Source organism: Stutzerimonas nitrititolerans (assembly GCF_003696285.1).
Classification (GTDB): Bacteria; Pseudomonadota; Gammaproteobacteria; order Pseudomonadales; family Pseudomonadaceae; genus Stutzerimonas; species Stutzerimonas nitrititolerans.
In genome coordinates this window covers 187,389-200,260 of record NZ_RFFL01000007.1, presented here as the reverse complement: position 1 = coordinate 200,260, position 12,872 = coordinate 187,389, and the positions used below count along the sequence as shown (strand labels likewise).

The window sequence follows — 12,872 nt, the reverse complement described above, 5'->3', positions numbered from 1 at the left end:
CGCTAGCGGCAACCTGCCCGCGAGCTGTTTTCCGGTACAATCCCGCGCTTGTCGTTTCGCCAGCCCAGGGTTCGTTCATGCCTGTTTCCTTCGTCCACCTCCGCGTGCATACCGAATACTCACTGGTCGATGGGCTGGTGCGCGTCAAGCCACTGGTTAAGACGGTGGCGTCCGCGGGCATGCCGGCGGTGGCGGTTACCGATCAGAGCAACATGTGCTCGCTGGTCAAGTTCTACAAGGCGGCGCAGGGCGCCGGCGTCAAGCCGATCTGTGGCGCCGACATCTGGTTGGCCAGCCGCGACGAGGACGGTCCGCTGAGCCGGCTGACGCTGCTGGCGATGAATGGACAAGGCTATCGCAACCTCACCGAGCTGGTGTCCCGCGGCTGGGCCGAGGGGCAGCGCAACGATCTGGTGATCATCGAGCGCGACTGGGTCAAGCAGGCCGCCGACGGCCTGATCGCCCTGTCGGGTTCCAAGGAAGGGGAGGTCGGTCAAGCGCTGCTCAATGGCGAGCAGGGCCTGGCGGATGCGCTGCTGGCCGAATGGTGCGAAGTCTTCCCCGAGCGCTTCTACCTGGAGGTTCAGCGCACCAGTCGGGTCAACGACGAAGAGCATTTGCACGCCGCCGTCGCCCTCGCCGAACGCAGCGGCACGCCACTGGTGGCGACCAACGACGTGCGCTTCCTCAAGCAGGAAGATTTCGAGGCCCACGAGACGCGCGTCTGTATCGGCGAAGGGCGCGTGCTGGGTGATCCGCGTCGGCCGCGCACCTACTCGGACCAGCAATACCTGAAGACGCCGGCGGAAATGGCCGAGCTGTTCGCCGACCTGCCCGAGGCGCTGGAAAATACCGTCGAGATCGCCAAACGCTGCAACATCGAGGTGCAGCTGGGCACCTACTTCCTGCCGAACTTCCCCGTGCCCGAAGGCATGACCATCGACGACTACCTGCGCCAGGTGTCGTTCGAGGGCCTGGAGGAGCGCCTGGAGGTCCTGCTGCCCAGGGACACGCCCGATTATGAGGCGAAGAAGCAGGTCTACGTCGACCGCCTCGAGTTCGAGCTGGGCACCATCATCCAGATGGGCTTCCCCGGTTACTTCCTGATCGTCATGGACTTCATCAAGTGGGCCAAGAACAACGGCGTGCCGGTCGGCCCGGGCCGGGGTTCGGGCGCCGGTTCGCTGGTGGCCTATGTGCTGAAGATCACCGACCTCGACCCGCTGGCCTACGACCTGCTGTTCGAACGCTTCCTCAACCCGGAACGGATTTCCATGCCCGACTTCGACGTCGACTTCTGCATGGACGGCCGCGACCGGGTGATCGACTACGTGGCCGAGGCTTACGGGCGCAACGCGGTGAGCCAGATCATCACCTTCGGCACCATGGCGGCCAAGGCGGTGGTACGCGACGTGGCGCGGGTGCAGGGCAAATCCTACGGCTTGGCCGATCGGCTGTCGAAGATGATCCCCTTCGAAGTCGGCATGACCCTGGAAAAGGCCTACGAGATGGAGGAGCCGCTGCGCGACTTCCTTGCCGTCGACGAGGACGCCAAGGAAATCTGGGACATGGCGCTCAAGCTCGAAGGCATCACCCGCGGCACCGGCAAGCACGCCGGCGGCGTGGTGATCGCGCCGACCAAGCTCACCGACTTCGCGCCGATCGCCTGCGACGAGGAAGGCGGTGGTCTGGTGACCCAGTTCGACAAGGACGACGTGGAACAGGCCGGCCTGGTGAAGTTCGACTTCCTCGGCCTGCGCACCCTGACCATCATCAAGTGGGCGCTGGAGACCATCAACCGCGAGCAGGCCAAGAAGGGCCTGGAGCCGGTGAACATCGACTTCATCCCGCTGGACGACAAGCCGACCTATCAGCTGTTGCAGAAGGCCGAGACCACCGCGGTGTTTCAGCTCGAATCGCGCGGCATGAAGGAGCTGATCAAGAAGCTCAAGCCGGACTGCCTGGAAGACCTCATCGCACTGGTGGCGCTGTTCCGTCCCGGCCCGCTGCAGTCGGGCATGGTGGACGACTTCATCAACCGCAAGCATGGTCGCGCCGAGGTTTCCTACCCGCATCCGGACTATCAGTACGCGGGTCTCGAGCCGGTGCTCAAGCCCACCTACGGCATCATCCTGTACCAGGAACAGGTGATGCAGATCGCCCAGGTCATGGCCGGCTATACCCTCGGCGGCGCGGACATGCTGCGCCGCGCCATGGGCAAGAAGAAGCCCGAGGAGATGGCCAAGCAGCGCGGCGGTTTCATCGAAGGCTGCACGAACAATGGCATCGAGCCTGAGTTGGCGGGCAACATCTTTGACCTGGTAGAGAAGTTCGCCGGCTACGGCTTCAACAAGTCGCACTCGGCCGCCTACGGCCTGGTTTCCTACCAGACCGCCTGGCTCAAGGCACACTATCCGTCGCCGTTCATGGCTGCGGTGCTTTCGGCGGATATGCACAACACCGACAAGGTGGTGATCCTCATCGAGGAATGCCGCAGCATGAAGCTGCGCATCGATCCGCCGGACGTCAACGTTTCCGAGTTCAAGTTCACCGTCAACGACGACGGCCGCATCGTCTACGGCCTGGGTGCGGTGAAGGGGGTCGGCGAAGGGCCGGTCGAGGCCATCGCCGAGTGCCGTGCCGAGGGCGGGCCGTTCAAGGATCTGTTCGATTTTTGCGCGCGAATCGACCTCAAGCGCATCAACAAACGCACCCTCGAGGCGTTGATTCGATCCGGTGCGCTGGATCGCCTTGGACCGTACTTCCATGACGAGCCCAAGGCCTACCAGGCCAATATCGACCGCAACCGCGCGGTGCTGCTGGCAGCCATGGAAGAAGCGGTGCAGGCCGCCGAACAGACGGCGCGCAGCGAGGAAAGCGGCCATATGGACCTGTTCGGCGGTTTGTTCGCCGAACCCGAGGCGGATGTCTACGCCAACCACCGCAAGGCCCGCGAGCTTTCGCTCAAGGAGCGTTTGAAGGGCGAGAAGGACACCCTCGGTCTCTACCTCACAGGCCATCCGATCGACGAATACGAAGGCGAGGTGCGGCGCTTCGCCCGCCAGCGCATCATCGACCTGCGGCCGGCGCGCGATACCCAGACCGTGGCGGGGCTGATCGTCAACCTGCGGGTGATGAAGAACAAGAAAGGCGACAAGATGGGTTTCATCACCCTCGACGATCGCTCCGGGCGCATCGAGGCCTCGCTGTTCGCTGAGGCCTTCAATACGGCTCAGGCGCTGTTGCAGACCGATGCCCTGGTGGTGGTGGAGGGCGAAGTCAGCAACGATGACTTCTCCGGCGGCCTGCGCCTGCGCGCCAAGCGCGTGATGAGCCTGGAAGAAGCACGTACCGGCCTGGCCGAAAGCCTGCGGGTGAAGGTCGCCAGCGAAGCACTCAAGGGTGATCGCATGCGCTGGCTGGCCGATGTCTGCGGCCGTCACCGCGGTGCCTGCCCGATCACCCTGGAGTACACCAGCAGCGATGCGCGGGCGCTGCTGCAGTTCGGCGAGAGCTGGCGAATCGATCCGGCGGATCAGTTGATTCAGGTATTGCGTGACCAGTTCGGACGCGACAACGTCTTCCTCCAATACCGATAGCGGCCAGCCTCGGTTCGTGACCAGGATCGCTGGCGCCTGGCCGGCCGCTACCCGAGCGACCCGATCACGATCGAGTCATGATTGCGAACATTTTTTGTTCGACCTGAAAGCGTCCGTCCCGTAAGGTAGGGCGCAAAAAAACGGAACAGCTTCCCGGCCCCTGGCCGTCGACGCATGACGGATGACTATGAACCCGAATTTCCTCGATTTCGAACAGCCGATCGCCGACCTGCAAGCCAAGATCGAAGAATTGCGCCTGGTTGGTAATGACAACTCGCTGAACATCGGCGATGAAATCGCCCGCCTGCAGGACAAGAGCGAATCGCTCACCGAGAGCATCTTCGGCAACCTGACCAGCTGGCAGATCGCCCGCCTGGCCCGGCACCCGCAGCGGCCCTACACCCTCGATTACATCAAGCACCTGTTCACCGAGTTCGAAGAGCTGCACGGTGATCGCCATTTCTCCGATGACGCCGCCATCGTTGGTGGTACCGCGCGTCTGAACGGTGAACCGGTGATGATCATCGGTCATCAGAAAGGCCGCGAAGTGCGCGAGAAGGTGCGTCGCAACTTCGGCATGCCGCGTCCGGAAGGCTACCGCAAGGCCTGTCGTCTGATGGAGCTGGCCGAGCGCTTCAAGATGCCGATCCTGACCTTCATCGACACCCCCGGCGCCTACCCGGGCATTGATGCCGAGGAGCGCAACCAGAGCGAGGCCATCGCCTGGAACCTGCGCGTGATGGCGCGGCTGAAGACGCCGATCATCGCCACCGTGATCGGCGAGGGCGGCTCCGGCGGTGCGCTGGCCATCGGCGTCTGCGACCAGTTGAACATGCTGCAATATTCCACCTACGCGGTGATCTCGCCGGAAGGCTGCGCCTCGATTCTCTGGCGCACCGCCGAGAAGGCGCCGGAAGCGGCCGAGGCCATGGGTGTGACGGCCGAGCGCCTGAAAGATCTGGGGATCGTCGATCAGGTCATTTCCGAGCCGCTCGGTGGTGCCCATCGCAATCCGGTCGCCACCGCGGCATCCGTTCGCGAAGCGTTGACCGCGCAACTCGAGATGCTCAAGGGGCTCGATACCGACGCCCTGCTCGCGCGCCGCTACGAGCGCCTGATGAGCTACGGCATCGCCTGAGTATGACGGCATGATGAGAACGGCGGGCCTGGCTCGCCGTTTTCTTTTTGAACCCGCACCCTGCGGGCGCGTTCAGTCCTATCCTTGGCGTCTCGTCTTTCCGAGCGTGCGCGCATGGCACTTGAGTCCCATCTCCTCTCCGTTCTGAAGCCTTGGCTGGATGCGCCAGCATGGCGTGTCGCCTTTTCCGGCGGGCTGGATTCGACCGTCCTGCTCGATGCACTGGTTCGCCTGGGACGGCTGCACCGGTTTCCGACGCTCAGCGCCATCCACGTCCATCATGGTTTGCAGCCCGTCGCGGATGGCTGGCCCGCGCATTGCGAAAGGATCTGCGATCGCCTGGGCATAGGGCTGGAGATCGTTCCGGTGCAAGTCGCGGCAGGTGCGAGTGTCGAACGCCAGGCGCGCGTGGCTCGCTACCGGGCGTTCGCCGACCGGCTTGGCGAGGGCGAGGTGCTGCTCATGGCCCAGCATCGTGATGACCAGGCCGAAACCCTGCTGTTTCGTTTGCTGCGCGGAACGGGCGTGCGCGGCCTCGGTGCGATGCCCATCAGCCGCGAACTGGGGCAGGGCAGCCTTGTTCGGCCGCTGCTCGGCATCGATCGCGCCGAGCTGGAATCCTATGCGCGCGCACAGCAGCTGGAATGGGTCGAGGATCCCTCTAACGCAAGCCTCGAACATGCGCGCAACTATCTCCGTCACCAGGTGATGCCGGTGTTGACACGGCGCTGGCCGCGCGCATCGCTCAGCATGGCGCGAACCGCTGCGCATCTGGTCGAGGCGCAGGCGTTGCTCGACGAGCTGGCCGATATGGACCTGCAGGGCGCCCACGGGCCGGACGACTGGTCATGGGTGTCGCGGCCGAGTCTGGCGTTGTCGGCTTTGCGCGCGCTGAGTCCTGCTCGTCAGCGCAACGCCCTGCGGCGCTGGCTGGCCGCCTTCACGCTGCTGCCCGACAGTGATCACTGGGCCGGCTGGGAAGCGATGCGCGATGCGGCTCCGGATGCTGCACCGCTGTGGCGTCTGGCCGGCGGCGAACTTCATCGGGCAGGGGATCGTTTGTGGTGGCTGAGCGGCGCCTGGCTCGATGCGGTCGATGGGCGTTTCGACTGGCCGCAGGACTCCGCCATGTTGACGCTTCCCGGCAACGGCTCGGTGAGCCTCGCGAATCGACCGCAAGGCAGGCTTGAGGTGCGCTACCGGCAAGGCGGAGAAGCGATGGCCTTGCCCGGTCGCGGCAGGCGCGATCTGAAGCGATTGCTCAACGAGGCCGCCGTTCCCGGGTTCGTGCGCCCGCGCTTGCCGCTGCTCTACCGCGACGGCGAGCTGGTCGCCGTCGCCAATCTGCCGCAATTCGATGCCGCCCAGGTGTCACTCGTCTGGACGCCACCGGCTTGATGTCTGTTTGAGCTGATGGGGTCTTTCCAGTAGACTACGCTCCCGTCTCAATACAGCTTCTACGGTTTCCTCGAATCCGTGGCAGTTGCGCTATTGCCGATTGACGAGCAGTGGCACCTTCGCTTTCCCCTGGCGGCGCCGGCCGCTTAACGCAGACTTCTAGGGTTTTTCATGACGCGCTACATCTTCGTCACGGGTGGTGTTGTTTCTTCATTGGGGAAAGGCATCGCCTCGGCTTCATTGGCGGCCATCCTGGAGGCGCGGGGCCTGAAGGTCACGATGCTCAAGCTGGACCCTTACATCAACGTCGATCCGGGCACCATGAGCCCGTTCCAGCACGGTGAGGTGTTCGTCACCCACGACGGCGCCGAGACCGACCTCGACCTGGGCCATTACGAGCGTTTCATCCGCACCCGGATGACCCAGAACAACAACTTCACCACCGGCCGCGTCTATGAAGACGTGATTCGCCGCGAGCGTCGCGGCGATTACCTGGGCGCAACCATCCAGGTCATTCCGCACATCACCGACGAGATCAAGCGTCGCGTCATCAAGGGCGCCGGCGATGCCGACGTGGCCCTGGTGGAAGTGGGCGGCACCGTGGGTGACATCGAGTCGCAGCCGTTCCTGGAGGCGATTCGCCAGTTGCGTGTCGAAGTAGGCGCCAAGCGCGCCATGCTGATGCACCTGACGCTGGTGCCCTACATCGCTACCGCCGGCGAGACCAAGACCAAGCCGACCCAGCATTCGGTGAAGGAGCTACGCTCCATCGGCCTGCAGCCGGACGTGCTGGTGTGCCGTTCGGAAGTGCCGATCGACCTGTCCTCGCGGCGCAAGATCGCCCTGTTCACCAACGTCGAAGAGCGAGCGGTGATCAGCCTGCCGGATGCCGACACCATCTACAAGATTCCTGGCATGCTGCATGCCCAGGGTCTGGACGACTATGTGCTCGAGCGTTTCGGCCTCGAATGCCGTGGCGCCGATCTCTCCGAGTGGGACCGCGTGGTCGATGCCAAGCTGAATCCCGAGAAGGAAGTCACCATCGCCATGGTCGGCAAGTACATGGAACTTCTCGATGCCTACAAATCTCTGATCGAGGCCATGAGCCACGCCGGCATCCAGAGCCGTACCAAAGTGAATCTCCGTTACATCGACTCCGAAGACATCGAGAACCAGGGCACCAGTCTGCTCGAAGGCATGGACGCGATCCTGGTGCCGGGCGGTTTCGGTCTGCGCGGCGTCGAAGGCAAGATCGCCACGGTGCAGTACGCTCGCGAGAACAAGATTCCTTACCTCGGCATCTGCCTCGGCATGCAGGTGGCGGTGATCGAGTTCGCCCGCAACGTGCTGGGCTGGGCCGACGCCAACTCCACCGAGTTCGACAAGGACAGTGGCCATCCGGTTGTGGGCCTGATCACCGAGTGGGCCGACGCCACCGGCGCCGTGGAAACCCGCGACGATGCTTCCGACCTGGGCGGTACCATGCGTCTGGGCGCCCAGGAATGCGGCCTGGAAGCCGGTTCCAAGGTATTTGCCTGCTACGGTGCAGAGCGAATCGTCGAGCGCCATCGCCATCGTTACGAAGTGAACAACAACCTGCTGCCGCAGCTGCAGGACGCCGGCCTGAAGATCACCGGGCGTTCCAGCGACGGTGCGCTGGTAGAAGTGGTCGAGGCTCCGGATCATCCCTGGTTCGTTGCGTGCCAGTTCCACCCGGAATTCACCTCCACGCCCCGTGACGGTCATCCTCTGTTCAGCGGCTTCGTCCAGGCGGCGCTGGACTACAAGGCGGGCAAGGCATGAGCCAGAAGATCATTCGCGTCGGCAATATCGAGATCGCCAACGACAAGCCGTTCGTGCTGTTCGGCGGCATGAACGTGCTGGAGTCCCGCGACCTGGCGCTGCAGATCTGCGAAACCTATGTGAAGGTGACCGAGAAGCTCGGCATCCCCTACGTGTTCAAGGCCAGTTTCGACAAGGCCAACCGTTCGTCCATCAACTCCTTCCGTGGCCCGGGGCTGGAAGAGGGCATGCGGATTTTCGAGGACGTGAAGAAAGCCTTCGGCGTGCCGGTGATCACCGACGTGCACGAGCCGCACCAGGCGCAGCCGGTGGCCGATGTCTGCGACATCATCCAGCTGCCGGCCTTCCTTTCCCGCCAGACCGATCTGGTGGTGGCCATGGCCAAGACCGGCGCCGTCATCAACATCAAGAAGGCACAGTTCCTGGCCCCCCAGGAAATGAAGCACATCCTGAAGAAATGCGAGGAAGCGGGCAACGACCAGCTGATCCTCTGCGAGCGCGGCTCGTCCTTCGGCTACAACAACCTGGTGGTCGACATGCTCGGCTTCGGCATCATGAAGCAGACCAACTACCCGGTATTCTTCGACGTGACCCATGCGCTGCAGATGCCGGGCGGTCGTGCCGATTCGGCTGGCGGGCGCCGCGCCCAGGTGACCGAGCTGGCCAGGGCCGGCCTGTCCCAGGGCCTGGCCGGACTGTTCCTGGAAGCCCACCCCGATCCCGATAACGCCAAGTGTGACGGCCCCTGCGCGTTGCGCCTGGACAAGCTCGAGCCATTCCTCTCCCAGCTCAAGCAGCTGGATGACCTGATCAAGAATTTTTCGCCAATCGAAACTGCTTGAAGCCTTGAAGCTATCTACGGAGTGTTAATAAAAATGGCAAAGATCGTCGACATCAAAGGGCGTGAAGTTCTCGACTCCCGTGGCAACCCCACCGTGGAAGCGGACGTTATCCTCGATAACGGCATCGTCGGCAGCGCCTGTGCGCCGTCCGGTGCGTCCACCGGTTCGCGCGAGGCGCTGGAGCTGCGCGATGGCGACAAGAGCCGTTACATGGGCAAGGGCGTGCTGAAGGCGGTCGGCAACATCAACGGCCCGATTCGCGATCTGCTGCTGGGCAAGGACCCGGCCGACCAGAAGGCGCTGGACCGCGCGATGATCGAGCTGGACGGCACCGAGAACAAGGCCAAGCTGGGCGCCAATGCCATCCTCGCCGTGTCCCTCGCCGCCGCCAAGGCCGCTGCCCAGGATCAGGACCTGCCGCTCTACGCGCACATCGCCAACCTCAACGGCACGCCGGGCCAGTACTCCATGCCGGTGCCGATGATGAACATCATCAACGGCGGCGAGCATGCCGACAACAACGTCGACATCCAGGAATTCATGGTCCAGCCGGTCGGCGCCAAGACCTTTGCCGATGCGCTGCGCATGGGCACCGAAATCTTCCATAACCTCAAGGCCGTCCTCAAGGCCCGTGGCCTGAGCACTTCCGTGGGCGACGAAGGCGGTTTCGCACCGAACCTGGCGTCTAACGAAGACGCCCTCGGCGCTATCGCCGAAGCGGTCGAGAAGGCCGGCTACACGCTGGGCACCGACGTGACCCTGGCGCTGGACTGTGCTTCCAGCGAGTTCTACAAGGACGGCAAGTACGACCTGGCCGGCGAGGGCAAGGCATTCGACGCTGCCGGTTTCGCCGATTATCTGGCCGGCCTGGCTCAGCGTTATCCGATCATCTCCATCGAAGACGGCATGGACGAGTCCGACTGGGCCGGCTGGAAGGTGCTCACTGACAAGATCGGCGAGAAGGTGCAACTGGTCGGCGACGACCTGTTCGTGACCAACACCCGCATCCTCAAGGAAGGCATCGAGAAGGGCATCGGCAACTCGATCCTGATCAAGTTCAACCAGATCGGCTCGCTGACCGAGACCCTGGAAGCCATCCAGATGGCCAAGGCCGCCGGCTACACCGCAGTGATCTCGCACCGCAGCGGCGAAACCGAAGACCACACCATCGCCGATCTCGCCGTGGGCACTGCCGCTGGTCAGATCAAGACCGGCTCACTGTGCCGTTCGGACCGCGTTTCCAAGTACAACCAGCTGCTGCGCATCGAAGAGCAGCTGGCCGGCAAGGCGCCGTATAAGGGACGTGCCGAGTTCCGCGGCTGACAGGCTGTTGAAAAACTAGCTGCGTTGGCAATACTGCGTTAAAAACAGGCTCGGAAAGCCGCTTGCGGCTAACGCGCTTTAGCGCGGCCCGGTAGGGCGAACGAAGTGAGTACTGCTCATTTAGATCACTAAACTCCGCNGAACGAAGTGAGTACTGCTCATTTAGATCACTAAACTCCGCGTCCTCGCCTGTTTTTGCCTTGTCTTGCCTGCCTCGCTTACGTTTTTCCACTAGCCTGTTAAACCCGACGTGGTAGAAAGGGCGGCGTAAGCCGCCCTTTTTTGTGAAAGCTTAAGTCCGGTTCTGATGCGGGTGACCAACATCGTGGATCAATCGGCGATTGAAAGGGTCGGATGATGTCGCCGCTTGCCTTTACACCCTCATTGGAACCCAACCGAATTCATTCAATGCCGTCCATGCGTACTCCCTACTGGTTGTTCGTCGTTCTGATCCTGCTGCTGGGTGGCCTTCAGTATCGCCTCTGGGTGGGCGAGGGCAGCATGGCCCAGGTCAGCGGGCTGAACCGTCAGATAGCCGAACAGAAGGGCGAGAACCAGCGCCTGCTGGAACGCAATCGCATCCTCGAAGCCGAGGTGATGGAGCTCAAGCAGGGCATGGAAACCGTGGAAGAACGCGCCCGCCAGGAGCTGGGCATGGTCAAAGAGGGCGAAACCCTCTATCAGCTCAGCGAATGAGCGCCGCGCCATCCTTCTGGGTCGTGATCCCGGCGGCCGGTGTGGGCAGTCGCATGCGCGCCGACCGTCCCAAGCAGTATCTGCCACTGGCCGGGCGCACCATCCTCGAACACACCCTCGATTGTTTTCTCGGGCATCCGGGCTTGCGAGGCCTGGTTGTAAGCCTGGCTAGCGATGATCCCTGGTGGCCATCCCTCAGCTGCGCCAGGGATCCGCAAGTTCGGCGAGCCGAGGGCGGTGCCGAGCGTGCCGATTCGGTATTGAACGGGCTGCGCCTGCTGGGTGAGCTGGGTGCCCGTGCGGATGACTGGGTGCTGGTTCACGATGCGGCGCGACCCAATCTGACACCTGAGGATCTCGACAGGCTGCTGACCGCGTTGGCGGACGACCCGGTCGGAGGCCTGCTCGCCGTTCCGGTGCGCGACACGCTCAAGCGTGCCGGCCCTGACGGTCGCGTGCTGGAAACCGTGGACCGCAGCGTGATCTGGCAGGCCTATACGCCGCAGATGTTCCGTTTCGGCGCGCTGCAAGCGGCGCTCGCCGGTGCGTTGGCGGAGAGGGTGGCGATTACCGATGAGGCTTCGGCGCTGGAGTGGGCGGGGCAATCACCGCGCCTGATCGAAGGTCGGGCGGACAATCTGAAGATCACCCGCCCGGAAGACCTGCAGTGGCTGGAGCAGCGCTGGAAATCCTGACCAACGCTGCTTTCCCGATCAGAAGCGATAGATCGCCGCCGCACCGCTCTGTGTGGGCATTCGTTCCACCGGAACGACAATGACCTCGCCACCTTGCTCCAGCGTCCAGATGGTCAGTTCGTCCAACAGGTCGGGCGTTGTCGCGTCCCCATTTTCTGCTGGTGTTGCCTTGCCTTCGGCCTTGTCGACGCAGCCGGGTATCTGCCGCTCGGCCTCCACCAGCAACGTGGCCACGCGGCCTTGTACCGCCGCCTGGCCGATTTCCTCCAGCTGATCCGAGGCCAGTCCTTTGCCGTGAGAGGTGCCGAACTGGTTGACCAGCCCTTCGAGCCGCTTCAGGTAACGCGGCTGCATCACCAGCCAGCTGTCTTCCCTGATTTCGTTGAGCGTCAGCGCGCCCTGGCCGACCTCGATGCCTTCGGGCAGCAGGTACTCGTTGTGGCTGATGCGACGGAAATGCGACTGCTGCTCCGGCAGTGCGGCCAGGATCAGCGGCAAGCCGCTGGGGCGCGAGTGATGTTCGAGAATGGTTCGGTCCACCTCGCGGAAGTAGCGGTCGCGGTCGCGATCGATTTCCGCCTGCTTGCCGCTGCCGCCTGCTTCGGTCTGCATGGAGTCGCCTCGTTCGCTGGCGCGACTGTAGCCTTGCGAAAAACCGCTCTGGCTCTTGCCGGTCAACTCGCTGCCCAAGGCATCCGCGAGGGTGCGCGGTACGTTTTCATGCAGGGGAATTTCATCCAGCGCATCGCGGTTGCCGCCCAGCAGCCGTACCGAGTCCCGTGACAGGCAGAGGATCTGATAGCGGTCCGCGGACTGCGCGATGCGTACCAGGGGTTTGACGTGCATACGGTCATTGGCGACGGCCAGTTCCGGCACCCTGCGCTGCAGCCGAAAGAACTGGAAATAGCCGCGGCAGCCGAATACCGCCAGCCCGTCCAGGTTGTGATTCCAGAAATCACCGTCTTCCATCAACGCCAGAAAAGGGCGTAGCAGGGACTCGGTCTGATCGCCCCAACCCTGTTGCTTGAGCGAGTCCTCCAGTTGGCGAACCAGGTGCCTGAAACGGATGGGGTCCTGCTGGCGTTCAGGAAAGCTGCGGTGGGTGGGCTGGTACAGGGAAAGGCAGGGGGCCTCACGTTGGGCCAGCAACTCGTTGAGGGTTTTGCTATCGAGCAGTCTGTTCATGCACGGCCTCGTTCGGTTGAGTGGTTTGGTCCTCGCGAATGTGCCAATGACCGGTTCGGTCAGATGGGGGTGCTGCGCGCCAGGATAGGAAAAGCGCGAAAGTTGGCAGCTACCTCATATCGACGTGACCACCGATGGGGGGTTCCGGGCGAGGTCTGGCCGTCGGACGCGCGGCCAGGATGATGCTGAGCAA

The 12,872-nt window shown here is 63.3% G+C and carries 9 protein-coding genes; 8 read left to right on the top strand and 1 reads right to left on the bottom strand.

The features are described from left to right. The first annotated feature begins 77 nt into the window (after positions 1–77). The 8 genes from dnaE to ispD all read left to right on the top strand — a co-directional run bounded on the left by dnaE (position 78) and on the right by ispD (position 11,494). The gene (dnaE, locus tag EA795_RS11070) at positions 78–3,599 is read left to right on the top strand and encodes a DNA polymerase III subunit alpha (RefSeq protein ID WP_122077258.1); all 3,522 of its coding nucleotides are present in this window, start codon (positions 78–80) and stop codon (positions 3,597–3,599) included. Positions 3,600–3,786: 187 nt separating this feature from the next. Beyond that, entirely contained in the window at positions 3,787–4,737 is a 951-nt protein-coding gene (locus EA795_RS11065; protein ID WP_122077255.1) for an acetyl-CoA carboxylase carboxyltransferase subunit alpha, read from the top strand. A gap of 114 nt (positions 4,738–4,851) precedes the next feature. Continuing rightward, entirely contained in the window at positions 4,852–6,135 is a 1,284-nt protein-coding gene (tilS, locus tag EA795_RS11060; RefSeq protein WP_205891486.1) for a tRNA lysidine(34) synthetase TilS, read from the top strand. A 171-nt stretch (positions 6,136–6,306) separates the two neighbouring features. Further along, complete coding sequence (pyrG, locus tag EA795_RS11055) at positions 6,307–7,938, top strand: CTP synthase (RefSeq protein ID WP_058077548.1); 1,632 nt, start codon at positions 6,307–6,309, stop codon at positions 7,936–7,938. Then, positions 7,935–8,780 carry a 3-deoxy-8-phosphooctulonate synthase gene (gene kdsA, locus EA795_RS11050; RefSeq protein WP_122077252.1) on the top strand — a complete coding sequence of 282 codons (846 nt, stop codon included), beginning with the start codon at positions 7,935–7,937 and terminating at the stop codon, positions 8,778–8,780. The genes pyrG and kdsA overlap by 4 nt, the downstream gene beginning before the upstream one ends. A 33-nt stretch (positions 8,781–8,813) precedes the next feature. Continuing rightward, positions 8,814–10,103, top strand: a complete 1,290-nt coding sequence (eno, locus tag EA795_RS11045; protein ID WP_122077249.1) for a phosphopyruvate hydratase — start codon at positions 8,814–8,816, stop codon at positions 10,101–10,103. Between the two features lie 417 nt (positions 10,104–10,520). Continuing rightward, positions 10,521–10,799 carry a cell division protein FtsB gene (gene ftsB, locus EA795_RS11040; protein WP_014853631.1) on the top strand — a complete coding sequence of 93 codons (279 nt, stop codon included), beginning with the start codon at positions 10,521–10,523 and terminating at the stop codon, positions 10,797–10,799. Further along, entirely contained in the window at positions 10,796–11,494 is a 699-nt protein-coding gene (gene ispD, locus EA795_RS11035; protein ID WP_058074340.1) for a 2-C-methyl-D-erythritol 4-phosphate cytidylyltransferase, read from the top strand. The genes ftsB and ispD overlap by 4 nt, the downstream gene beginning before the upstream one ends. Positions 11,495–11,512: 18 nt before the next feature. Here the strand turns inward: ispD and EA795_RS11030 are convergent, their stop codons facing one another. Beyond that, positions 11,513–12,679, bottom strand: coding sequence for a baeRF3 domain-containing protein (locus EA795_RS11030; protein ID WP_122077246.1), 1,167 nt, complete (start codon positions 12,677–12,679; stop codon positions 11,513–11,515). Positions 12,680–12,872: the final 193 nt, after the last annotated feature.